The sequence below is a fragment of the Clostridium nigeriense genome, assembly GCF_050585245.1.
Taxonomy (GTDB): Bacteria; Bacillota; Clostridia; order Clostridiales; family Clostridiaceae; genus Clostridium; species Clostridium nigeriense_A.
Genome location: NZ_JBNOOF010000008.1, coordinates 40,699 through 64,254, shown reverse-complemented (window position 1 = coordinate 64,254; position 23,556 = coordinate 40,699). Strand labels below are relative to the sequence as shown.

22 protein-coding genes are annotated in these 23,556 nt (G+C 28.8%); 16 read left to right on the top strand and 6 right to left on the bottom strand.

Going from position 1 to position 23,556, the window contains the following annotated elements; translation table 11 throughout:
* Nucleotides 1–26: 26 nt before the first annotated feature.
* The 3 genes from ACQPUY_RS12870 (at nt 27) to yaaA (ending at nt 2,242) form a co-directional block, all read left to right on the top strand.
* Complete coding sequence (locus tag ACQPUY_RS12870; protein WP_430841627.1) at nt 27–944, top strand: exonuclease domain-containing protein; 918 nt, start codon at nt 27–29, stop codon at nt 942–944.
* Between the two features lie 91 nt (nt 945–1,035).
* Nucleotides 1,036–1,452 carry a CBS domain-containing protein gene (locus ACQPUY_RS12865; protein WP_430841626.1) on the top strand — a complete coding sequence of 139 codons (417 nt, stop codon included), beginning with the start codon at nt 1,036–1,038 and terminating at the stop codon, nt 1,450–1,452.
* Nucleotides 1,453–1,477: 25 nt separating this feature from the next.
* Complete coding sequence (gene yaaA / locus ACQPUY_RS12860) at nt 1,478–2,242, top strand: peroxide stress protein YaaA (protein ID WP_430841625.1); 765 nt, start codon at nt 1,478–1,480, stop codon at nt 2,240–2,242.
* A 124-nt stretch (nt 2,243–2,366) separates the two neighbouring features.
* Here yaaA and ACQPUY_RS12855 read toward each other — a convergent pair whose 3' ends face one another.
* The 4 genes from ACQPUY_RS12855 to ACQPUY_RS12840 all read right to left on the bottom strand — a co-directional run bounded on the left by ACQPUY_RS12855 (nt 2,367) and on the right by ACQPUY_RS12840 (nt 4,664).
* On the bottom strand, nt 2,367–2,522 hold the full coding sequence (locus tag ACQPUY_RS12855; protein WP_430841624.1) for a hypothetical protein: 156 nt from the start codon (nt 2,520–2,522) through the stop codon (nt 2,367–2,369).
* A gap of 119 nt (nt 2,523–2,641) precedes the next feature.
* Nucleotides 2,642–3,289, bottom strand: a complete 648-nt coding sequence (locus ACQPUY_RS12850) for a DUF1292 domain-containing protein (RefSeq protein WP_430841623.1) — start codon at nt 3,287–3,289, stop codon at nt 2,642–2,644.
* An 8-nt stretch (nt 3,290–3,297) separates the two neighbouring features.
* Nucleotides 3,298–3,954, bottom strand: a complete 657-nt coding sequence (locus ACQPUY_RS12845) for a PspA/IM30 family protein (protein WP_430841622.1) — start codon at nt 3,952–3,954, stop codon at nt 3,298–3,300.
* Between the two features lie 17 nt (nt 3,955–3,971).
* Nucleotides 3,972–4,664, bottom strand: a complete 693-nt coding sequence (locus ACQPUY_RS12840; RefSeq protein WP_430841621.1) for a hypothetical protein — start codon at nt 4,662–4,664, stop codon at nt 3,972–3,974.
* Between the two features lie 328 nt (nt 4,665–4,992).
* Between ACQPUY_RS12840 and rpsA the strand changes: the two genes are divergently transcribed.
* The 6 genes from rpsA (at nt 4,993) to ACQPUY_RS12810 (ending at nt 14,232) form a co-directional block, all read left to right on the top strand.
* Complete coding sequence (gene rpsA, locus ACQPUY_RS12835; RefSeq protein WP_430841620.1) at nt 4,993–6,135, top strand: 30S ribosomal protein S1; 1,143 nt, start codon at nt 4,993–4,995, stop codon at nt 6,133–6,135.
* 280 nt (nt 6,136–6,415) lie between these two features.
* Nucleotides 6,416–8,155, top strand: coding sequence for a potassium-transporting ATPase subunit KdpA (kdpA, locus tag ACQPUY_RS12830; protein WP_430841619.1), 1,740 nt, complete (start codon nt 6,416–6,418; stop codon nt 8,153–8,155).
* 14 nt (nt 8,156–8,169) lie between these two features.
* Nucleotides 8,170–10,236 (top strand): potassium-transporting ATPase subunit KdpB, encoded by a 2,067-nt coding sequence (kdpB, locus tag ACQPUY_RS12825; protein ID WP_430841618.1) that lies wholly within the window; start codon nt 8,170–8,172, stop codon nt 10,234–10,236.
* A gap of 11 nt (nt 10,237–10,247) precedes the next feature.
* Nucleotides 10,248–10,841 (top strand): potassium-transporting ATPase subunit KdpC, encoded by a 594-nt coding sequence (gene kdpC, locus ACQPUY_RS12820; protein WP_430841617.1) that lies wholly within the window; start codon nt 10,248–10,250, stop codon nt 10,839–10,841.
* Between the two features lie 15 nt (nt 10,842–10,856).
* Nucleotides 10,857–13,559 (top strand): DUF4118 domain-containing protein, encoded by a 2,703-nt coding sequence (locus tag ACQPUY_RS12815; RefSeq protein ID WP_430841616.1) that lies wholly within the window; start codon nt 10,857–10,859, stop codon nt 13,557–13,559.
* The gene (locus ACQPUY_RS12810) at nt 13,534–14,232 is read left to right on the top strand and encodes a response regulator (RefSeq protein WP_430841615.1); all 699 of its coding nucleotides are present in this window, start codon (nt 13,534–13,536) and stop codon (nt 14,230–14,232) included. Before ACQPUY_RS12815 ends, ACQPUY_RS12810 begins: the two co-directional genes overlap by 26 nt.
* Nucleotides 14,233–14,431: 199 nt before the next feature.
* On the opposite strand, the gene ACQPUY_RS12805 is transcribed toward ACQPUY_RS12810, so the two are convergent.
* Both ACQPUY_RS12805 and pyk read right to left on the bottom strand, forming a co-directional pair.
* The gene (locus ACQPUY_RS12805) at nt 14,432–14,734 is read right to left on the bottom strand and encodes a hypothetical protein (RefSeq protein WP_430841614.1); all 303 of its coding nucleotides are present in this window, start codon (nt 14,732–14,734) and stop codon (nt 14,432–14,434) included.
* A gap of 412 nt (nt 14,735–15,146) precedes the next feature.
* Complete coding sequence (gene pyk, locus ACQPUY_RS12800; protein ID WP_430841613.1) at nt 15,147–16,565, bottom strand: pyruvate kinase; 1,419 nt, start codon at nt 16,563–16,565, stop codon at nt 15,147–15,149.
* A 138-nt stretch (nt 16,566–16,703) separates the two neighbouring features.
* On the opposite strand from pyk, the gene ACQPUY_RS12795 reads away from it, so the two are divergent.
* From ACQPUY_RS12795 to mreC, 7 genes are all read left to right on the top strand, one after another.
* Nucleotides 16,704–18,155: an aminoacyl-histidine dipeptidase gene (locus tag ACQPUY_RS12795; RefSeq protein WP_430841612.1), complete on the top strand. Its 1,452-nt coding sequence runs from the start codon at nt 16,704–16,706 to the stop codon at nt 18,153–18,155.
* Between the two features lie 185 nt (nt 18,156–18,340).
* On the top strand, nt 18,341–18,970 hold the full coding sequence (locus ACQPUY_RS12790) for an NAD(P)-dependent oxidoreductase (protein ID WP_430841611.1): 630 nt from the start codon (nt 18,341–18,343) through the stop codon (nt 18,968–18,970).
* 456 nt (nt 18,971–19,426) lie between these two features.
* Nucleotides 19,427–20,140, top strand: a complete 714-nt coding sequence (locus ACQPUY_RS12785) for an SPOR domain-containing protein (RefSeq protein ID WP_430841610.1) — start codon at nt 19,427–19,429, stop codon at nt 20,138–20,140.
* A 209-nt stretch (nt 20,141–20,349) separates the two neighbouring features.
* A complete protein-coding gene (locus ACQPUY_RS12780; RefSeq protein WP_430841609.1) occupies nt 20,350–20,919 on the top strand; it encodes a Maf-like protein in 570 nt (189 codons plus the stop codon).
* 50 nt (nt 20,920–20,969) lie between these two features.
* Nucleotides 20,970–21,659, top strand: a complete 690-nt coding sequence (radC, locus tag ACQPUY_RS12775) for a RadC family protein (protein WP_430841608.1) — start codon at nt 20,970–20,972, stop codon at nt 21,657–21,659.
* A gap of 16 nt (nt 21,660–21,675) precedes the next feature.
* Complete coding sequence (locus ACQPUY_RS12770) at nt 21,676–22,695, top strand: rod shape-determining protein (protein ID WP_430841607.1); 1,020 nt, start codon at nt 21,676–21,678, stop codon at nt 22,693–22,695.
* A complete protein-coding gene (mreC, locus tag ACQPUY_RS12765; RefSeq protein WP_430841606.1) occupies nt 22,695–23,546 on the top strand; it encodes a rod shape-determining protein MreC in 852 nt (283 codons plus the stop codon). Before ACQPUY_RS12770 ends, mreC begins: the two co-directional genes overlap by 1 nt.
* Nucleotides 23,547–23,556: the final 10 nt, after the last annotated feature.

Sequence of the window (23,556 nt, the reverse complement as noted above, 5' to 3'; positions counted from 1 at the left end):
GAGAATAAAGTAGTGAGAGGTATGAAATGTCATTTATAATAATTGATTTAGAGTTTAATAATTTAGAAGGCATACATAAATATTATCCTAATATCCTTAAGGATTACCCAAGCCTTGAAAGTATTGATTTAGATAATGAAATAATAGAAATAGGTGCCATAAAATTAGATAATTACATGAAGCCGTTAAAAGAGTTTAAAACGTATATCAAGCCATCAGTTATTCCAGTTTTAAATCCTAAAATATCAGAAATAACCAATATTACAGAAAAGGACTTAGAAAATGGACTATCATTTCAAGAAGGTATGGATGAGTTATCAAAGATTATTGATGATGGTGATATAATATGCTCTTGGGCAAAGGACGATATTATTGAGATAATAAGTAATGCAATATATTATAAATATGAAAATTTAAGCTGGTTAAAAAATTATTTAGATTTACAAGAATATTCTACTAAGATTCTAGCTAAGAAAAAATCTCTAAGTTTAAAAAATGCATTAGAAGAATTAAAGATAAAGGTTGACAATAGTAAGTTACATGATGCGTTAAATGATGCAGTTTATACATCCGAAGTATTTAGGAGAATATATAATTCTAGAGTATTAAAGAATTATATTATTAAGGATATATATAATATGCCAGCAATGGAGGTTAAGAATTTAAGCGAATACAAATTGGATAAAGAAAAAATAAATTGTAAATGTCCAAAATGCAATATAAAAATAGATTTAGAATATGATTTTGTTCCAATGAAATGGAGGTTTTTATCTCTTGGTAAATGTCCAAAATGTGATAATAAAGTAATAGATGAAGTTATAGTTAAGAAAACCTTCAGTGGAGAAGAAGTATATAATGAAGTTTCCACCATAATAGACGAAATAGAATATATGAATTATAGTTATAAAATCAAAAAAATGGATAATAAATTAATTAAGTATTAAAATTCTTATATTCTAAAACAATTACATTCTAGATATGATAAAATATATATGTGACTTGATTTATAATTGAAGTATGGGGGAAAGAGACATTATGAATATAGCATTTTTTTTAACACCTAAAAATGAGGTGATATATGAATATCTAGATTCCACTATGAGACAAGTTATTGAGAAGATGGAGCATCATGGATATACAGCTATTCCATTAATAGATAAAGAAGGTAAATATGTTGGAACATTAACTGAAGGGGATTTACTTTGGAAACTTAAAAATACTCCTGATTTAAACTTTAGAAATACTGAAAATGTAAGAGTACATGATATATCAAGAAAAAGAAAACATAAAAGTGTTTCAATAAGTGCTGATGTTGAAAGCTTAATATCTTTAGCTACCAGTCAAAATTTCGTACCTGTTGTAGATGATGAAGGAATTTTTATTGGAATAATTAAGAGAAGTGATATAATTAATTATTGTTATAGCGAAATGAAAAAGAAAGAAATAGTATAAAATATAAGATAAAAGGAGGATTATTATGTTAGTAGTTATTTCTCCTGCAAAAACATTAGATTTTGAAGAAAAAGATAGTAACTTACCTATGAGTGAACCTAGATTCTTAGATAAGTCGCAGGAAATAATAGATGAAATTGTTAATTACGATAGTTATTCTTTAGAGAAGCTTATGAAAATAAGTACAAAATTAGCTATATTAAATAGAGATAGATTTCAAAAATGGACTAAAAGTTTAGATACTTCAAAGCAAGCAATTCTTGCTTTTAGAGGTGATGTTTATAGGGGAATGGATGTAGGAAGCTTATCACATTCAGAGTTTTTCTATGCCAATGAACATTTAAGAATATTATCAGGATTATATGGAGTTTTAAGACCTTTTGATGGAATTAATGAATATAGACTTGAAATGGGAACTAAGTTAAAGGTGAATGGATTAAAAGATCTTTATGAATTTTGGGATACTACATTAGAAGAAAGCTTAATAGAAGAATTAAAGTCTCATAAAAATAAGACCATAATTAATTTAGCATCATATGAATACTTTAAATCTATAGAAGGTTTAATAAAAAGTGATAAGGTAAATGTAGTAACTCCTATATTTAAAGAGTTAAGAGGAGACGAATACAAGATTATAACCTTCAATGCTAAAAAGGCTAGAGGGATTATGACTAGATATATAATACAAAATGAAATTGAAGATATTGAAGATATTAAGAAGCTGGATGTAGATGGATATTTGTTTAATGAAGAGATGTCTACAGAAAAGGAATTAGTATTTATAAGATAAAAATGTTATCCTGTGAATAACGTTTTATAATTTTCATCATTCAGTTTTTAGAAGTAAATATGTTGTGTTAGGGCGACTTGGATCTTGAGACGGAGCCACTAATATAACATATTTACTTCTCTTTTTATTTTTTATCACATAAAACTAAACAGAATGTAGCTATAGGACCAAGTAGTAATGATAATAGAAACCAATTCAATCCTGATCTATTTTTACCTTGTGCAATTCCTGCATTAATCAAGGCCAATGTTCCAAAGCCAACATAAAATTCATTTGTCATAATAATTTTTATCCCCCAATATTGATATAATAGCATAAACTAATATAGCTATTATTTATAAAACTGCTTTTAGTAGTTTTTACTCCGATTATTCATTTTTAATTGTACGAACGCACTTATTAGCTTTGTTCATAGGTTTCAACTATAAGATTGAATTCTTCCTCATCTGTAATTTCACCAAAATCATCAGATGAAATTCCAGGATAATAGTATAGGAGAAGCTTATCATTACTATCTAGTAAATTTTCAAGAGCTATATAAAGCTTATCTTCAACACAGTTTTCAAGTGTTGCAAGCACTTTATATCTGCTAGATTTTCCGGTGTTATTATTAGTTAAATCTAAAATGAAGTTTTTATGAAAACGAACATTTAACTTAGATTTATCACAAGATTTTATATATGAATTTACTTTACATCCGCTACAGCTTTTAAAATCACATTCTTTTATACAATTAAGACAAGAACATTTGGAACAATTTTCAAATTGAATAAAATCATCTGAATTATCACTTTTATATTGTTCTAATTTTAATATACTATCATCTTTTTTAAAAAAATTAAATTTTTTATTTTTACTAGAGTACTCAGCATCATTAAGCATTTCTATATATTTTTTTAATATAGGAAGTTTCGAATAATACTTTCTTCTCTTTAATATATTTGAATCCAGAAATGGAGAAATCTCACTTATTGCATAAGTAATTTCAGTATAAGTCTTTCCAATAGTATCCCTTTCAGTATTTATAAAATCTATAGTATTAGACATTCAATCACCTAATTATTATTATTTTTATACTTTTCAAGCTCTAAGTCTAAATCAACAGTATCTAAAGCTTCAAATTCACTTTCAAATGTATTTACATCTCTAAGTTCGTTTAAACCATGAGCTAAAGCTTCATGTTTTTGAATTTTTCTTTCTATACTATCTATTTCAATAGAATTTGATTTAGTTTGAACATTTGCAAGAACTTCGTTCACCTTTTGACTAGCTTTAGCATTACTGTATCTAGCAGCAGCTTCATCTCTATAGCTTCTAGTTTTATTTATTTCCGCTTCTAAAGCAGCAAGATTTTTCTTAATTGTATCGGCTTGATGTCTTGCATTTTCATAACTAGTCTTTAAGCTTTCTAACTTCTTCTCAGATTCTATTTTTCTTGCTAAAGCTCTTTTAGCTAGGTCTTCATTATTTTTAGATAAAGCTAATTTTACTTTATCTTCAAAATCCTTAACCTCTACTTCACAAGATTCCATTTGCTTTTTTATTTCGTGAGCATTTCCAATTATTTGAGCAGAGTTTAATTTTGCAGAGTTTAATTGCTTTTCCATATCTCTAATTTTTTGATCTAATAATTCTATTGGATTTTCCATTTCATCTAAAGTTGAATTAACTTTTGATTTTAACATGTTTGACATTCTTGTAAATATACCCATATAAGTATCCTCCTAAATTAATATTTTCTATTCTTTAAATAAATTCTTATTACAGCAACTATAATTACGAATACTATTCCTATGAATAATATGGAACCAAGGGATATACCCATTCCCCCCATACCAAAGCCAAAACTTCGCATAGAGGATAAGCCATATAATATATCTCCTAATGAGGATCCACCATAGTCATCATAATTATCATAGCTACTCGATTGATCGTTGTAATCTTTATCTTGGGTTGTATTATCATTATCTGTAGTGCTATAAGAGCCAGAGGAAAATCCCTTCGATGTTCCAGATTTACCTTTATCTACATCACTACTATAGGATCCACTTTTAAAGCTTCCAGAATTGCTACTAGAGCTACTTTGACTGGAACTACTTGAACTACTAGAACTATTTGAAGAACTAGAGCTGCCACTGCTATAGGATCCACTTTTAAAACTACTAGAAGACTTATAAATATTTGATTTTCCACCACTTGATTTAAAACTACTAGAGCTTTTAGAACTACTAGAACTCTTGAATCCACTAGAACTTTTAAAACTACTTGATGTTTTAGTCTTAGCTGATACTATAGTTTCACCATGAGTAATTGTATCAAAAATAGGAACAGTATCTATAAGAAAACTAGAAGTTAAAAAAATAAAGGTTAAAAATACACTAAATATTATTTTTTTACTGTTATTTCTTTTTATAAAATTCACCTCCAAGAAAAGATTATAATTTATTTTATATAAAAAATATAAAATATTCAAAACTCATTTATGGTTAAAAGTTAGTAAAAAATTTAAAAATTAGATAAGCAACTAATAATCACTAGATATACCGTAATATATCTCTTATTTACTAGCTACAATTACATTATAATAAGGTATTACATAACTTATAGTCTATATCTGTTTAATATAATAATTATAACACAATTAATTTTACTAATAATTAATATAAAGTTAATATTATAAAAACTTGTAATCAATATCACATTCAACTAAAATTATAGTAGAGTACAACATATTTTAAGGAGTGAAATACATGACAAATCAGAATTTTGAAGGAACTATGGGAGACTTATTAAAGGATTTTGACGTTAAGAGAATAAGAACTGGAGATATATTAGACGGAGAAGTTATTGATGTTAATGATAAAGAAGTTATGGTTAATATTAATTATGCCTTTGATGGACTTATTGAAAAAGAAGAACTAACAAATATGGATAAAGACCCTAGAGAGGTTGTTAATATAGGAGATAAAATTAAGGTTTATGTTTTATCGCCAAATGACGGAGAAGGATATGTTCAATTATCAAGAGTAAAAGCTTTAGAGATTACTGAAAAAGAAGATATTAAAAAAGCTTTTGATAATGAAGAAGTTATTAAGGTTTATATAAAGGAAGAAGTTAAAGGTGGATTAGTTGCTTACTATGGAAATATTAGAGTATTTATACCAGCTTCTTTAGCTTCAAGAGAAAGAATTAATTTATCTGATTTAATTAGAAAAGAATTAGAAGTTAAAATAATTGAATTAGATTTTAAATCAAGAAAAATAGTAGCTTCAAGAAGAGTAATTGAAGATGAAATATTTGAAAATAATAAAAAAGAATCATGGAAATCAATTAAGTCTGGTGAAAAGAGATCAGGTATTGTTAAAAAGATTATTAGAGCTGGCGCGCTAGTTGATATTGGAGGCGTAACTGGATTAATTCACTTAAATGATTTATCTTGGGGAAGAGTTCATAGAGCTGAAGATGTAGTTAAAGAAGGAGATAAGGTTGAAGTATTCGTTGGAGAAGTAGATACTAAAAATGAAAGAGTATCTTTAATCTTAAAGGATATTAATGAAGATCCTTGGACTAAATATGGAGATGCCTTAAAACTTGGGGGAGTTTTAGATGGAAAGGTAGTTAATTTATTAAAGTTTGGTGCCTTTGTAGAATTATTCCCTGGAGTTGAAGGGTTAGTTCATATAAATGAAATATCAGAAGAAAACATAGCTAAGCCATCAGATGTATTAACTTTAGGTCAAAAAGTAAAAGTAAAAGTATTAGATGTTGATAAAGTAAATAAGAAAATTTCTTTAACTATAAAAGATGCTGAAGAGAAATCTAAAGAATATTTACAATACAATGATACAGATGAAGGAGTATCATTAGGAGACTTATTTAAAGGATTATTCTAATAATAAAAAGTTAGTAATGAAAAAAATTAAAAGATAAAATTATTAAAGGAACTCACCTTATGCTGAGTTCCTTTAATTTTTATAATTAATTTAAAAAACTTAAATCTTTATACAATCTTAATGTCATCTTAATTAATCCTAACACCATCTTAATATTAATCCTAATATAATTTAAGGCATAAGGGGGGACAAGGATGTCAGTAATTATTATTCTTATAGGTTTAGTAGCTTTATCATTATTTGTTTATTTAACTTATATTTTATTAAGAGGTGAAAAGGAATGATTAACTCAATAATACAGTATTCACTATATTTAGGGATATTAATTATACTAGCTATTCCATTAGGAAATTATATTGGAAAAGTAATGAATGGTGAGAAAACATTTTTAAGCAGGATATTAAATCCTGTAGAAAGTTTTATATATAAAACAATTAATATAGATAAGAATGAAGAGATGGATTGGAAAAGATATGCAAAATCTGTATTAGCTTTTAGCTTAATAGGATTTATAATTTTATTTTTATTGCAAATATTTCAAGGAATTCTTCCTTTAAATCCAGAAGGTGTTAATGGAATAAGCTTAGATTTAAGTTTTAATACTGCATCTAGTTTTATAAGTAATACTAATTGGCAAGCTTATTCAGGAGAGAGCCAATTAAGTTATCTTACTCAAATGATTGGATTAACTGTTCAAAACTTTGTATCTGCAGCAACAGGCATAGCAGTTTTATTTGCACTTATAAGAGGGTTTACTAGAGTAAAAGAAAAGACTATAGGTAATTTTTGGGTGGACGCAACCAGAAGTATAGTTCATATTTTAATGCCTTTATCAATAGTGGTTTCATTATTAATAGTTTCTCAGGGAGTTGTACAAAATTTTTCATCATATAAAGAAGTAGATTTATTACAACCTATAACTCTTGAAGATGGAACAGTAATAACCAAACAAGTTATACCACAGGGGCCAGCAGCTAGCCAAATTGCAATTAAACAATTAGGAACTAACGGAGGGGGATTTTTTGGTGTAAACTCAGCTCATCCTTTTGAAAATCCAACACCTTTTAGTAATTTAGTAGAAATGATATCTATTTTATTAATACCAGCAGCGTTATGTTTTACTTTTGGAAGAAATATAAAGGATAAAAGACAAGGAAGAGCAATATTTATTTCTATGTTTTTAATGCTGATTATAGCACTTGGAGTGATAGCGGTAAATGAAGCAAAAGGAACACCACAGCTTGCTCAAAATGGAGCTGTAAATATATCATCAATAAATCAAGCTGGTGGTAATATGGAGGGAAAAGAAGCTAGATTTGGTATAGCATCTTCATCAACTTGGGCAGCCTTTACAACAGCAGCTTCTAATGGCTCAGTTAATTCTATGCATGATAGCTATACACCTCTAGGTGGAATGGTAACTATGTTATTAATGCAATTAGGAGAAGTCATATTTGGGGGAGTTGGATGTGGACTATATGGAATGTTAGCCTTTGCAATAATAGCAGTTTTTATAGCAGGACTTATGGTTGGAAGAACTCCAGAATATTTAGGAAAGAAAATAGAGCCTTTTGAAATGAAAATGGCTATGTTAGTTTGTCTTGCAACACCAATAGCTACATTAATAGGTAGTGGAATTGCTTCTTTAGTACCAAGTGTAGCTAATAGCCTTACTAATAGTGGAGCTCATGGTTTTTCAGAAGTGTTGTATGCATATTCATCAGCAGGTGGAAATAATGGTTCATCATTTGCAGGATTTCAAGCAAATACAGTTTTTATAAATATTAGTTTAGGTTTAATGATGTTATTTGTAAGGTTTGTACCTATGTTAGGAACTCTTGCTATTGCAGGATCTTTAGTTCAAAAGAAAAAAGTAGCAGTTGGGGTAGGAACATTACCAACCCATAATGCTTTATTTATAGGGTTATTAATATTTATTGTTCTTTTAGTAGGTGCTTTAAGCTTTTTTCCAGCACTTGCATTAGGACCAATAGCAGAATTTTTTCAGTCAATAGGATAGAAGGAGGAAGTTAAATGAGAGAGAATAAAGGTTTTTTATCTGATAAAAAAATATTAAAAAGAGCCATTAAAGATTCATTTATAAAATTGAATCCAAGAACACAAAAAGAAAATCCAGTAATGTTTATAGTATATATAGCTTCTATCTTAACAACAATTTTATACCTTTTAGCTTTATTAGGAATTAAAGATAATTCACCAAGTTTTATTTTAGAAATAGCAGTGTTACTTTGGTTTACAGTTATATTTGCAAATTTTGCAGAAGCTATTGCTGAAGGAAGAGGAAAAGCTCAGGCTGATGCACTACGTTCAGCTAAAAAAGATGTATTAGCAAATAAGATTCCATCTATAGAAGAAAGAGAAAATATAAAAAAAGTAAATTCAACTGAACTTAAAAAAGGAGATATTATTATTGTCTTTTCAGGAGAACAAATTCCAGCTGATGGAGATGTTATAGATGGAGCGGCTTCAGTAGATGAAAGTGCAATTACAGGAGAATCAGCTCCAGTTATTCGTGAAAGCGGTGGTGATAGAAGTGCAGTTACAGGCGGAACTACAGTAATATCAGATTGGTTAATTATTAAAGTAAGCAACGATCCTGGTGAAAGTTTTATGGATAAAATGATAGCTATGGTAGAGGGGGCAGCTAGAAAGAAAACACCAAATGAAAAAGCTTTAGAAATACTTTTAGTTTCTCTGACAATAATATTCCTTATAGTAACAGTTTCCTTATACACTTATTCTGAATTTATTTCTAGTGAGGCAGGTAAGATAAATAGTACATCTATAACTTCATTAATAGCTTTATTAGTTTGCTTAGCTCCAACAACCATAGGAGCATTATTATCTGCCATTGGAATTGCAGGAATGAGTAGGCTAAATCAAGCGAATGTACTTTCTATGAGTGGTAGAGCTATTGAGGCTGCTGGTGATGTAGATATATTAATGTTAGATAAGACAGGAACTATAACACTTGGAAATAGACAAGCTACCGAATTTATACCTGTAGATGGAGTTGATATAAAAGAATTAGCAGATGCAGCACAATTATCTTCTATTGCAGATGAAACTCCAGAAGGAAGAAGTATAGTAATTTTAGCAAAAAATCAATTTGGAATTAGAGGAAGAGATATGAGTACTTTAAATGCTAAATTTATTGAATTTACTGCTAAAACTAGAATGAGTGGAGTAGATTTTAATGGTAATGAAATAAGAAAGGGAGCTTCAGATGCAGTCAAAAACTATATTTTGAAAAATGGAGGATATTTTTCTAAAGAATGTGAAGAAAAGGTTAAGGAAGTTGCAACAATTGGGGGAACTCCATTAGTAGTTGCTAAAAATAATAAGGTATTAGGAATAATACATTTAAAGGATATAGTTAAAAAGGGTGTAAAAGAAAAATTTGCAGATCTTAGAAAAATGGGAATTAAAACAATAATGATTACAGGTGATAATCCGTTGACAGCAGCAGCAATAGCAGCAGAGGCTGGAGTTGATGATTTCTTAGCAGAAGCAACTCCAGAAGGAAAACTAAATATGATAAGAGATTTTCAAAAGAAAGGTCACTTAGTTGCAATGACTGGAGATGGTACTAATGATGCACCAGCCCTAGCACAAGCAGATGTGGCTGTTGCCATGAATACAGGAACACAAGCAGCAAAAGAGGCTGGTAATATGGTGGATTTAGATTCATCACCTACTAAACTTATTGAAATAGTTAGAATAGGAAAACAGCTTTTAATGACAAGAGGTGCATTAACTACATTTAGTATTGCAAATGATATAGCAAAATATTTTGCCATAATACCACCTTTATTTATTGGACTTTATCCAGAATTACAAAAGTTAAATGTAATGGGATTAAGTAGTCCTGAAAGTGCAATATTATCAGCAGTTATTTATAATGCGTTAATTATAATAGCACTTATACCTTTAGCATTAAAGGGTGTAAAATACAGAGAAGTTCCAGCTAATAAATTATTATCAAGAAATTTATTAGTATATGGATTAGGAGGAATAATAGCTCCATTTATAGCAATTAAGCTTATAGATATTATAATAACTGCCATTGGTTTAGTGTAGGAGGAATAGTTATGAAGATTATTGGAAAGGCATTTAAGTTTATACTAGTTTTTACTTTAATTTGTGGTTTAATATATCCAACTTTTATAACAGGAATTTCACAAATTTTATTTAAGGATAAGGCAAATGGTAGTATTATAGAAATAGATGGGAAAGTCTATGGAAGTACTTTGCTAGCACAAGAGTTTACTGGAAATGAATATATGTGGGGACGCGTTATGAATTTAGATACTACTACTTATAAAAATGAAGATGGAGAAATTCTAATGTATTCAACACCATCAAACTTAAGTCCAGCAAGCGATGACTATGAAAAGATAATAAAAGAAAGAATTAATAAAATTAAAGAAGCAAATCCTGATAAAAAAGATGAAGCTATTCCAGTAGATTTAGTTACAGCTTCAGGAAGTGGACTTGATCCACATATTTCATTAGAAGCAGCAGAGTATCAAGTGGATAGAATAGCTAAAAGTCGTAATATAAGCAATGAAGAAGTTGAGGATATTATTAAAAAGTATACTAAAGGGAGAGCTTTTGGTATATTTGGAGAAGAAACAGTTAATGTTTTAGAGGTTAATTTAGCTTTAGATGGGATATTAAAATAATGAGGTGCTAATTTTATGGAAAATCGTCCTAATCCTGATGAATTATTAAGAGAGATAAATGAAAATGAAGAAAAAAATAAAAAAGGAAAACTTAAAATATTTTTTGGTTATGCAGCTGGGGTAGGTAAGACTTATGCAATGCTAGATGCTGCTCATTCTGCTAAGAAGGCTGGCATCGATGTTATAGTTGGATATATAGAACCTCATGCAAGACCAGAAACACTAGCTCTTTTAAATGGATTAGAGGTTTTACGAAATTTAGAAGTTGAATATAAAGGTATAGTTTTAAAGGAATTTGATTTAGATGGAGCTTTAAAAAGAAAACCAGAATTAATATTAGTAGATGAGCTTGCACATACAAATGCTCATGGACTAAGGCATAAAAAACGATATAGTGATATAGAAGAACTTTTAAACGCAGGCATTGATGTTTATACAACAGTAAATGTACAGCATATAGAAAGTCTTAATGATATAGTTGCATCAATTACTCATGTAGTAGTAAATGAAAGAGTTCCAGATAGAATTTTTAATGATGCATCTCAAGTTGAACTTATAGATATTGAACCTTCTGATTTAATGAAAAGATTAAATTTGGGGAAGATATACAAAAATGAACAAGCAAAAAAAGCATTAGATAACTTCTTTATTAGAGAAAATCTAGTAGCTTTACGTGAAATAGCATTAAGAGAAACTGCAGATAGAGTTAATAAGGAAGTGAATATTAACAAGATTTATAGTAAAAATATATATCACACTAATGAGCATATATTAGTATGCTTAAGTTCAGCTCCATCTAATGCCAGAGTTATAAGAGCTGCTGCCAGAATGGCAGATGCATTTAGTGCAGAGTTTACAGCTTTATTTGTAGAAACTAAATCATCTAAAGATTTAGGAGAAAAGAATATTCAGAATTTAAGAAAAAACTTAAAGCTAGCAGAGGAGTTAGGAGCTAATATAGAGACTGTATATGGAGATGATGTACCTTATCAGGTATCTGAATATTCCAAGTTAAGTGGTGTGTCTAAGATTATAATTGGTAGAACTAAAAGAAGAAAAAAGTTTTTATTATCTAAGCTTAGCTATGTAGATAGAATTATGGAATTAACGCCAGATATAGATATCTATGTTATACCAGATAATGAGGAGACTATAGATAAAAGAAAATATGGAATAAAATGCATTAATATTTCATTTTCAGATACTATAAAAACCTTAGGGATATTACTTGGAGCTGTAATAATTGGTTTAATATTATATAACTTAGGATTTAGTGAATCCAATATAATTACAGTATTTATACTAGGAGTATTATTAATATCAAATAAGACTAGTGGATATATTTATGGTGGTTTTGCTTCCTTAGCTAGTGTAGTACTATTTAATTTATTGTATACAGATCCAAGGTTTTCACTTAATTTCTATAATCCAGGGTATTTAGTTACATTTGTAATAATGATGACTTCTGCATTAGTTACAAGTACATTGACTAATAAAGTTAAATATCAAGCAAATGTATCAGCAGTAATTGCAAACAGAACTAATATATTACTAGAAGCAAGTAGAGATTTAGAAAGAAGCAATAATTTAGCAGATATTATATTAACAGCTCAACGACAATTGTATAAATTTTTAAAAAAACCAATTATAATTTACCAAGTTGAAAACGAGGATATAAAAAGTATTTATAATTATAAGTATGATGATGGTAGTGAGATAGATAGAGAATATGCAAGTGAAGATGAAAAGGGAGTAGTTGCTTGGACTATAAAAAATAAAAAAAGAGCAGGAGCAAATACAGACACAATTCCAGGAGCAAAGGCAATGTATATTCCTCTTGTTGGACAAGAAAATGTTATGGCTGTAATTGGAATAGTAATGGGAGAAAATGAAGTAATAGATAGTAGTGAAAAATCATTATTAGAGGCTATGATAAGTCAGATATCTTTTGCAATAGAAAAGTATAATTTAAATGAATCTAAGAAAAATGCTTTAATGCAAGCTGAAAATGAAAGATTTAGAGCTAACTTATTAAGAGCTGTGTCTCATGATTTAAGAACACCACTTACTAGTATATCTGGAAGTGCTAGTTCAATATTAAATAATAATTTTGATGAAGAAACAAAAAGAAAATTGACATTAGACATTTATGATGATTCTATTTGGTTAATAAATCTAGTTGAAAATTTATTATCAGTATCTAGATTAGATAATGGAAATGTAAAATTAAATACAGAGCCTCAGTTAATAGAAGAGATAATAAATGAAGCTCTTCAACATGTTAATCGTAAGATTTCTGACTATGATGTCAAGATTAATATTAAAGATGATTTATTATTAGTAGATGTAGATGTAAGATTAATAGTGCAAGTTATGATAAATATAATAGATAATGCTATTAAATATACTGAAATAGGAACTGAAATAAGAATAGATGTTTTTACTAAAGGTAAAAAGGTTATAGTAGAAGTTATAGATAATGGTATAGGTATTAATAAGCAGGATCAGGAATGTATATTTGATATGTTCTTTACTATTAAAGGTAATAAAGTTGATAGTAGAAGGGGATTGGGTTTAGGACTTGCTTTATGTAAGTCAATAATAAATGCTCATGGTGGGGAAATTTATGTTAGAAATAATTATCCTCATGGAACAGTAATAGGATTTACACTATCAAAGGTGGAGGTTAATAATGAAAGAATCAATTTTGGTAATTGAAGATGATAAAGCAATAAGAAATTTTATGCATGCAACTCTAGAAGTTCATTCTTACAATTGTTTTGTGGCAGAAAACGGAAATCAGGGAATAATTCTTGCTACATCACATAAACCGGATATTATTATATTAGACTTAGGTCTTCCAGATATAGATGGGGTTAATATAATAAAAAAAATTAGAACCTGGTCTAATTGTCCAATAATAGTTGTTAGTGCTAGAAGTGAAGATAAAGATAAAATTGAAGCCTTAGATTCTGGAGCTGATGATTATTTAACTAAGCCTTTTAGTGTAGATGAATTACTAGCAAGAATAAGGGTTGCTATTCGTAAAATGAATTATGATAATACAAAAAAAGAAGAAAGTAGTGAATTTATAAATGGAGATTTAAGAATAGACTATGCATCGGGATGTGTATTTATTGAAAATGAAGAAACTCACTTAACTCCAATAGAATATAAATTACTATGTTTATTAGCAAAAAATGTAGGGAAGGTATTAACTCATACTTATATATTAAAAGAGATTTGGGGAGTAGCATATGAAAGTGATATACCATCATTAAGGGTTTTTATGGCTACGTTAAGAAAAAAGATAGAAAAAAATTGTGAGAAAAATACTTATATACAGACTCATATAGGGGTTGGATATAGGCTTGTTAGGATTCAAGATTAATACACTTACTTCTATCTAAACTTTGAACACTTTAATTATTTTGTTAAAGTTGAATTTAGCGTAATTGAAAAGCCAATGATTTATGATCATTGGCTTTTGTTCACTAGAGTTTTCTAAAGTCATGAAATTATTCCCCATTAAGAACCCTATTTAGAGCTGCGTTTATAGTATCAGAATCTTCTGGGTATTTCATAAGCAATTATGTTGACTTCATAATAGCTGCAGAGTTAGTGGTTTGTATTGATTGTTTTACTTTAGGATCGTCAATAGAATCAATGTAATCTTTTTGTTTCTGCCAAGCTTCTTTTATTATTATATAGTATTCATCTTCAGTTGGGTTTTGTTTTGCATCAGATTGAGTGTCTTCTTTTATAGAACTTTCAGTTTTATTAACAAATTGATTTGTACTTGATTCAGAGACACTATTTTTTTGTCCACATGCAATAAGTGATACAGATAATAGTAATCCTAATCCTAATTTCAAAAATAGATTCTTATTCATTTCACATCTCCTTAAAAAATAAATATTTTGCTTCTGTTAAAAGGATATATATATATTTACTTTAAAACCAATATAAAAGAAAATCTAGGGAAATTAGTATATATAGAAAAAAGTAAAAATAAATTATCTTAAGAGAAAGTGTTAAAAATTTTTTCTTCATTATATTTAAGTCATTAAATTAAGAAAATCACATGCGTGATTCTATATGTAAATCTACATGTGATTTTTACTTAATTAGCTACTTGCATCTATAAATGAAATCAGTTGTATTTATGACATTCCTTTAAAATGTAAAGTTGCTTAATATAATTTATTTTTAATTACTAAAAAATTTATATAAAAAAAGCTTACTGAGATTTTTCTCATTAATTCTTCATTTTACATTCTTAATTTTTCATTGTGCGATAGCACATTATACTTTTTCTATTTTTAGCATATTAGTTCCGCCGGTAGTAGCACTAGGCATTCCTGCTGCAACTATAATATCTTCGCCTTTTTCTGCAAAGGATAACTTTGTTGCAACTTTCTTTGCTTCACTTATTATTTCATCAGTAGTAGTGAATACTTCACATTTTGTTGGGTGTATACCAAAATTAAGGTTTAATCCTCGTCTAACTTCATCATATGGAGTTATAGCAATAATTGAACATTTAGGTCTATATTTTGATATAAGCTTTGCTGTAGCTCCACTATTAGTTGCTGCAACTACTGCTTTTGCATGCAATAGGTTTGAACTTCTACATGCTGAATAACTAATAGCTTCTGAGAATGAAGTAAGAGAAGGTTCTTTTAATCTCTTATTTAAGTAGTTATAATCTAAGTTGGCTTCTGTTTCTACAGCTATTCTAGACATCATTTCAGCTGCTTCTATAGGATAACTTCCGCTAGCACTTTCCCCACTTAACATAATTGCATCAGTTCCATCAAAAATAGCATTACATATATCACATGCTTCAGCCCTAGTAGGTAAAGAGTTCCTAATCATAGAGTCTAGCATTTGTGTTGCTGTAATTACTATTTTTCCAGCTTCGTTACATTTTCTTATTATGTTCTTTTGGATTATAGGAACTTTTTCAATTGGAATTTCAACTCCCATATCTCCTCTAGCTACCATTATTCCATCAGAGGCTTCTATTATTTCATCTATATTATCAACACCTTCTTGATTTTCAATTTTAGCTATAATTTGAATATAGTCTCCTCCATGAGAGTTTAGAGTATCTCTTACATCTTTTATATCAGAAGCTTTTCTTATAAAGGAAGCAGCAACAAAATCAATTTTATTTTCGCATCCAAAAATTAAATCTTCTTTATCTTTTTCAGTAATAGAAGGAAGATGTATTTTAACATTAGGTACATTTACACCTTTATGATTTTTAATAGTTCCACCAGCTGTAACTAAACATTTAATTTCTTTTCCATTAATTTCTTTGATTTTAAATCTTAATAAACCATCATCTACTAAGATTTCTCCGCCTGGCTTAACATCTTTATATAAATCTCTATATGAAACTGTACATTTTTCATTATCACCTAGAATTTCATCATCACATATAAAAGAAAAGTCATCGCCTTCATGAAGTTCTACACCGTCATTAACAAAGTTATGAGTTCTTATTTTAGGACCTTTAATATCAAGGATAATTGCTGTAGGAGAGTTTAAATCTTCTCTTACTTTTTTTATAAGATCTATTTTTTCTTTGTGAGTTTCATGAGTTCCGTGAGAAAAGTTTAATCTCGCAGCACTCATTCCAATTTCAATAAATTTTCTTAGAATATCTTCAGTATCACTTGCGGGGCCAATGGTAAAAATCATTTTTGTTTTTTGCATAACATCACCTCATAATAAAAATTGTGAATATTCCGAATAGTTATAATAAAAAAATAAAATTTAAGTATCATATATACTATGATATACTTTATTTATAATATAATTCTAACATAATTTAGTAGGAAAGGAGATAAAAACATGAATATTTTACAAAATTTAGAACCTAAGAAGGTTTTTCAATATTTCGAAGAAATCTCACAAATACCAAGAGGATCAGGAAATGAAAAGGAAGTAAGTGATTACTTAGTAAGTGTTGCTAAAAAGCTTAATTTAGAAGTTTACCAAGATGAGGCTTTAAATGTAATAATTAAAAAACCTGGTACAAAGGGATATGAAAATTCACCAACTGTTATTCTTCAAGGACATATGGATATGGTTTGTGAAAAAAATAAGGGAACAGAACATGATTTTGAAAAGGATCCATTAAAATTAAGAGTTGTAGATGATATGGTTTATGCAACAGATACTACTTTAGGATCAGATAATGGAATTGCAGTTGCATATTCATTAGCTATTCTAGACTCTACAGATATTCCACATCCACCACTAGAAGTATTAATTACTACTGATGAGGAAACTGGAATGTCAGGAGCTATGGCAGTTTCTAAAGAGCATATTACTGGAAAAATTCTTTTGAACTTAGATAATGAGGAAGAAGGACACCTATTAGTAAGCTGTGCTGGTGGAATTAGAAGCAAGCACCTATTAAAAGTTAATTTAGAAGAAGTAGGAGACTACAATAATTTCTTACATATTGCAGTGAGAGGATTAAAGGGTGGTCACTCAGGAATGGAAATTAATAAGGAAAGAGGAAACTCTAATAAGATTATGGGTAGAATCTTAAAATCTTTATTACCTATAGATTATAAATTAGCATCAGTGCATGGTGGATCAAAAAATAATGCTATTCCTAGAGAAGCAGATGCAGTAATTGCTGTTAAAGCTAGTGACTTAGAAAAAGCAAAGGAAATAATTAATTCATGGAATCCTATTTTAGTAAATGAATTAAAAACTCAAGATCCAGGAGTTAATGTTTCTATATTAGAAAACACAGAAAAAGTTGAAAAATTATTTACAAGAGTAGATACAGAAAAAGCAGTAAATTTACTTTACTTAATACCAAATGGAATTAACACTAATAGTGTTGAAATAGAAGATTTAGTTGAAAGTTCAACTAACTTAGGAGTAGTTATTACCAATGGAGACATTGTTGAATATGATAGTGCAATAAGAAGTTCAATAGCATCTTTAAAGGATGAAATAGTATTAAGAAGTAAAACAGTTGCAGATTTAATCGGTGCAGAATTTGAAACTACAGCTGGATATCCAGAATGGCAATATGATAGTGAATCAAAGGTAAGAGGAATATGCCAAGATGTATATAAGAGAATGTATGGAAAAGAAGCTAAGATAGTAGCAATTCATGCAGGTGTTGAATGTGGATTATTTAATGAAAGATTAGGAAAATTAGATATGATAAGCTTTGGACCTGATCTTTATGATGTTCATACACCAGAAGAACATATGAGTATTTCATCAGTTAAAAATGTTTGGGAATACTTACTTGAAGTTCTTAAGGAACTAAAATAAAAAATAGAATTATAGAAGAAATTTAGCTTAGTGCTAAATTTCTTTTTTTGTTAAACGCCTATTTCACTTAATTCTTTCCTTTGAGTAACTATATTACTTGAAAGTGCGTACTTTCATATGGAACTCTTAAGTCATATAATTAGTGTATAGAAGATAATGTTTTGAAAATAAGGGAGGAATTGAAAATGAAAATTGCAATAATAGGAGCCAATGGAAAGGCAGGTTCTTGTATATTAAATGAAGCTATGGAAAGAGGAATAGATGTACTAGCTATTGCTAGGAAAGAAGTAGTTAATTCAAAGAAAAATTTAATTAAGGATGCCTATGATTTAAATTATGATGATATTAAAGATTATGATGTAATTATAGATGCTTTAGGTTTTTTCACACCAGAAACTTTAAATAATCATACTACTTCATTAATGCATTTAACTAAGATTTTAGCAGACAAACCTAATAGACTTTTAGTAGTTGGGGGAGCAGGTAGTTTATATGTAGATAAAGAACATACAGTTCAAGTTAAGGATGGAGAAGATTTCCCAGAAGTATTTAAACCATTAGCAACTGCCCAAGCTAATCAATTATTAGAAATAAGAAATGTTAATAATGTAAATTGGACATATGTTAGCCCAGCAGCAGATTTCCAAGCAGATGGAGAAAAAACTGGAAAATATATTCTTGCTGGAGAAGAATTTAAGCTTAACTCAAAAGGAGAAAGTATAATTAGCTACAAAGATTATGCTGTAGCAATGATTGATTTAGCGGTTAATGGAGGACATAACAAAGAAAGAGTTTCAGTTGTAAGAGAAGCATAGTTATTAAGTAAAGAAAGCTTTCATAGAATGTTCTTTTGCACAATGAAAAATTAATGAAAAAACTCCTGAAGGAGTTTTGAAAAGAAATTAATTTTAGTAATTCTGTAAGAATTACATCAATAATTCTTAATTTTTAATTTTTAATATGGGCTGTTTGTGTGACAGCCCATATTTTGCTTTATTCTTTAGGAAATTATAAAAAGTTTATCCTGTGAATAACTTTTTATAATTTCCTTCCTTCAGCTTTGAAGTGTAACTATTAATTTTGCGATGACTTGGAGCGTAGCGACGGAATAAGCAAAATTATATAGTTGCACTTTTTTATTTTTAATACCTACTCTTAGTAAGTTTTTATAAATTCCTTTAATAAAAAATCTTATAAAATTTATTTTACATAATGAATATTATCAAGGGATTTAGAATATATATGAAGTATAGAAAGAGGGGGAGGATAAAATGAAGTACACAAAATATCAATACAAAAAGAAGAATAATGGAATTAAGCTTTTAACATCTTTAGTTATGACCACTCTTGCGGCGGTAATTATAGGTCTACTTGCAGCATGGATATTATTAAAAGTTATTCCTAATATCGATACCTCAAGACAAACCAATACTATACCTCAAGTTGAAAATGATAATAATAGTAGTAATACATCAGAAACAGAAGATATAGAAAACTTTGCTTTAATTCAATGTGGATATTTCACTAAAGAAGAAAATGCTAAACAAGTATTAAATACTATAGATAGTAGTTTTAATTCTTTTATAGTTCAAGATGCAGAAGGTAAATATAGAGTTATAGCGGGAATAGCTAAGGAAGCTGATAGTGCTGCACTAATGGAAAATTTAAAAGAAAAGGGAATTGAAAATATAAAGGTTAACCTAGGGTTAAATAAAAATGATGAAGTAGAAAATCAAGTTATTGTAATTACAGAAGGATATTTAGAAATTTTAAATACAGCAGGAGAAGAAGAAGTTAAAGAAGTTAATACCAGTGATTTTAAAAGTTGGGCTAAAGAATTAGGAGATATCACAGAAGGAGATAGTATTGATATTTTAAGCGAATATAAAGAACATATTAATGCATTGCCAGAGACTATAAATAAGTCAAATATAGTTTCAGAACTAGAGTATATTTATTCAGTATTGAGTAGAATAGAAAAGTAGAAAAATGTTACATTGAAAAAATAACGAAAATATTACAAATAAATAAAAATTGAATAAAGAAGGGCAAAGCTACTTGTTTCAAAACTTATATAATGATAAACTATATAAGATATAAGATAGGGACAATTATCTTTGTCTTTATTTTTGGTTTTAAACCGTGCCATTTTGTCAATACTATAAAATATGTATAAAAGTAGGATGTGATAGGTTTGAAATATGTTTTAGCATCAGCATCTGCAAGGAGACAAGAGTTGTTACATAGGATAATTAAGGATTTTGATATCGAAGTAAGTCACTTTGATGAAAATACTGTATTATTTAATGGAAACATAGAAGAATATGTAATTAACTTAGCTAAGGGAAAAGCAATTAGCACTAAAAATAGCCTAAAAGAAGATGCTATAATTATTGCAGGAGATACTATAGTTGCATTAGGTAATGAAATTTTAGGCAAGCCTAAAAATGAAGAAGATGCATATAGAATGCTCAAAGAATTAAGTGGTAAAACTCATAGAGTTTATTCAGGTATAGTAGTTGTAAATATGTATAACAATAAAACAGAAGAAGCAGCTTTATACACTGAAGTTAAAATAAGCGATTTAACAGATGGCGAAATATTAAATTACATAAAAACAGGGGAACCACTTGATAAAGCAGGAGCTTATGGAATACAAGGATACGGTGGAGTTTTTGTAGAAGGTATAAACGGTTGTTACTACAATGTAGTAGGATTACCGCTGAATCTTTTAAATAAAATGATAAATAAGGTTAAAGAGTAGGAATTTAGGGCATATTTATAAATAAAGTTACTATTTTGAGGTGTTTATTTATGAATAATAGTATAAAAGTTACAGATATGCCAGAAGAAGAAAGACCTATTGAAAAGTTATTAATTAACGGACCAGAAACCTTAAGTAACGCAGAGCTTCTTGCAGTGATTTTAAGAACTGGAACTAGAGGAGAAAATATAGTTTCTTTAAGTACTAGAGTTTTATCTGAATTTAATGGACTAGATGGTTTATTAGATGCTGGAATTGATGAGATAACTAGTATAAAGGGAATTAAGAACATAAAGGCAAGTCAAATTATGGCGATTGGTGAGCTTGTTAGAAGAATTAATATGTTAAGCTTAATTAGAGAAAGTAAAAGTATAACATCCCCTAATGATATAGCTAGACTTGTAATGAAAGAAATGGTGTTTTTAAAACAAGAGGTTTTAAAACTTATAATGTTAGATACTAAAAATAATATAATAGGAATAAAAGATGTTTTTAAAGGTAGTTTAAATTCATCTATTGTGCATCCAAGAGAAATCTTTAAGGAAGCATTAAAAAAGAGTAGTTCTAGCATAATTATTTGTCACAATCATCCTTCAGGAGATCCTACACCAAGTAAGGAAGACATTAATATAACAATTAGACTAAAAGAATGTGGCAAGATAATGGGAATTGATTTATTAGATCATTTAATAATTGGAAAAAATCAGTATGTTAGTTTGAAAGAAAAAGGAATAATATAGCGAAAGGGGAATTCACATGGGATTTTTCAGTAGTAATAAGGATATGGGAATTGATTTAGGAACAGCAAATACGCTTGTTTTTGTTAAAGGTAAGGGGATAGTTTTAAGCGAACCTTCAGTAGTTGCTATAAATAGTACAACTAGAAAACCACTTGCAGTAGGTTCTGAAGCTAAGCTTATGATAGGAAGAACTCCTGGAAATATAGTTGCTATTAGACCGTTAAAAGATGGCGTTATAGCTGACTTTGATGTAGCACAAACAATGCTTAAAAAATTAATAGAAAAAGTAACTAGTAAGAGTGCTTTTACTAGCCCAAGAATAATAGTTTGTTATCCATCAGGAGTAACAGAAGTTGAAAGAAGAGCTATAGAAGAAGCAGCAAAATTTGCAGGAGCAAGAGATGTTGTATTAATGGAAGAACCAATGGCAGCAGCAATAGGAGCTGGACTTCCAGTTGGAGAACCTACAGGAAGCATGATAGTTGATATTGGTGGTGGTACAACAGAAGTAGCTATAATTTCTTTAGGAGGAATAGTTACTAGTAAATCATTAAGAATTGCTGGAGATGAATTAGACCAATCAATAATAGCTTATATTAAGAAAGAATTTAATTTAATGATTGGTGAAAGAACAGCAGAACAAGTAAAAATGGAATTAGGTTCAGCATATAAGGTTGATGATGAAGTAAGAGAAATGGATATAAAGGGAAGAGACATGATTACAGGTCTTCCAAAGACAGTAACTGTATCTGAAAATCAAATAAGAGAAGCATTAAAAGAGCCTGTATATTCAATAATAGAATCAATAAAGACAACTCTAGAAAAGACACCACCTGAATTAGCAGCAGATATAATGGAAAAAGGAATAATGTTAGCTGGTGGAGGAGCATTATTAAGAGGATTAGATGCACTAATTAACCATGAAACAAATATGCCTGTACATATAGCAGAATCACCACTTGATTGTGTTGTATTAGGAGCAGGTAAAGCATTAGATAACTTTGATGAGTTAAGTAGGACTCAAAGAGGTCAATAATGAAGCTTCGTAAGAATAAACTGGCAGCTACTGTAATAGTGCTGTCAGTTGCCTTTTTAGGCATAATTATTTATACAATTAATAATGAAGAAAAGGGTGCAGTTTCAAGTGGTGTTGGTAGTGCTATAAATCCACTACAAAAGGTAGTTTATTCAATTAACAATAAAATAAAAGGAACTTTAGATTTTTTCTTGAATTTTTCTGAGGTTAAGAATGAAAATGATGAATTAACTAAGGAAAATATAGAATTACAAAATAAACTTTTAGAATACGATACACTTAAAGAAGAAAATGATAGATTAAGAGAAGTTTTAAACTTTAAAAACTCAAAAAATGATTACAGTTATATTGGATGTAATATAATTGGATATAGTGGAGAAAGTTATTCAGATGGATATATAATAGATAAAGGTGAAAATGATGGAATACTAAAAGGTATGGTGGTCATTTCAGATAAGGGTCTTGTGGGACAGGTTACCAGTACAGGAACTAATTGGGCTATAGTTGAGAGTTTATTAAATGAAAACATAGCTATTTCCGTTAAGGTTAGTAGTACTGGAGAAACTGCAGGAATACTTAAAGGATATGTGACTCGTTCTAATAGTGGATTAACAAAGATTACTAACTTATCTTTGGATTCAGAAATAAAAGAAGGAGATGTTATAGTAACTTCTGGACTTGGTCAAGTTTATCCTAAGGATATTAGAATAGGGGAAGTTGTATCTGTTGAAAGTGATGAAATAAAAGTAATGAAAACTGCTATAGTTAAACCATATGTTGATTTTGATAAATTAGAAGATTTATTTGTAATAATCCCAAATGAAACAAGAGAAGTAAAATATGATAATTAGAGGGTAGTTT

What these genes read in the sequence shown, in the direction of transcription:
- ACQPUY_RS12785 (WP_430841610.1), top strand. Translation starts at nt 19,427, where the DNA reads ATGAAGTACACAAAATATCAATACAAAAAGAAGAATAATGGAATTAAG.
- ACQPUY_RS12815 (WP_430841616.1), top strand. Translation starts at nt 10,857, where the DNA reads ATGGAAAATCGTCCTAATCCTGATGAATTATTAAGAGAGATAAATGAA.
- kdpC (WP_430841617.1), top strand. Translation starts at nt 10,248, where the DNA reads ATGAAGATTATTGGAAAGGCATTTAAGTTTATACTAGTTTTTACTTTA.
- ACQPUY_RS12805 (WP_430841614.1), bottom strand. Translation starts at nt 14,734, where the DNA reads ATGAATAAGAATCTATTTTTGAAATTAGGATTAGGATTACTATTATCT.
- ACQPUY_RS12770 (WP_430841607.1), top strand. Translation starts at nt 21,676, where the DNA reads ATGGGATTTTTCAGTAGTAATAAGGATATGGGAATTGATTTAGGAACA.
- mreC (WP_430841606.1), top strand. Translation starts at nt 22,695, where the DNA reads ATGAAGCTTCGTAAGAATAAACTGGCAGCTACTGTAATAGTGCTGTCA.
- ACQPUY_RS12790 (WP_430841611.1), top strand. Translation starts at nt 18,341, where the DNA reads ATGAAAATTGCAATAATAGGAGCCAATGGAAAGGCAGGTTCTTGTATA.
- ACQPUY_RS12845 (WP_430841622.1), bottom strand. Translation starts at nt 3,954, where the DNA reads ATGGGTATATTTACAAGAATGTCAAACATGTTAAAATCAAAAGTTAAT.
- ACQPUY_RS12850 (WP_430841623.1), bottom strand. Translation starts at nt 3,289, where the DNA reads ATGTCTAATACTATAGATTTTATAAATACTGAAAGGGATACTATTGGA.
- ACQPUY_RS12865 (WP_430841626.1), top strand. Translation starts at nt 1,036, where the DNA reads ATGAATATAGCATTTTTTTTAACACCTAAAAATGAGGTGATATATGAA.
- ACQPUY_RS12795 (WP_430841612.1), top strand. Translation starts at nt 16,704, where the DNA reads ATGAATATTTTACAAAATTTAGAACCTAAGAAGGTTTTTCAATATTTC.
- pyk (WP_430841613.1), bottom strand. Translation starts at nt 16,565, where the DNA reads ATGCAAAAAACAAAAATGATTTTTACCATTGGCCCCGCAAGTGATACT.
- kdpA (WP_430841619.1), top strand. Translation starts at nt 6,416, where the DNA reads ATGATTAACTCAATAATACAGTATTCACTATATTTAGGGATATTAATT.
- yaaA (WP_430841625.1), top strand. Translation starts at nt 1,478, where the DNA reads ATGTTAGTAGTTATTTCTCCTGCAAAAACATTAGATTTTGAAGAAAAA.
- kdpB (WP_430841618.1), top strand. Translation starts at nt 8,170, where the DNA reads ATGAGAGAGAATAAAGGTTTTTTATCTGATAAAAAAATATTAAAAAGA.
- ACQPUY_RS12810 (WP_430841615.1), top strand. Translation starts at nt 13,534, where the DNA reads ATGAAAGAATCAATTTTGGTAATTGAAGATGATAAAGCAATAAGAAAT.
- radC (WP_430841608.1), top strand. Translation starts at nt 20,970, where the DNA reads ATGAATAATAGTATAAAAGTTACAGATATGCCAGAAGAAGAAAGACCT.
- rpsA (WP_430841620.1), top strand. Translation starts at nt 4,993, where the DNA reads ATGACAAATCAGAATTTTGAAGGAACTATGGGAGACTTATTAAAGGAT.
- ACQPUY_RS12870 (WP_430841627.1), top strand. Translation starts at nt 27, where the DNA reads ATGTCATTTATAATAATTGATTTAGAGTTTAATAATTTAGAAGGCATA.
- ACQPUY_RS12855 (WP_430841624.1), bottom strand. Translation starts at nt 2,522, where the DNA reads ATGACAAATGAATTTTATGTTGGCTTTGGAACATTGGCCTTGATTAAT.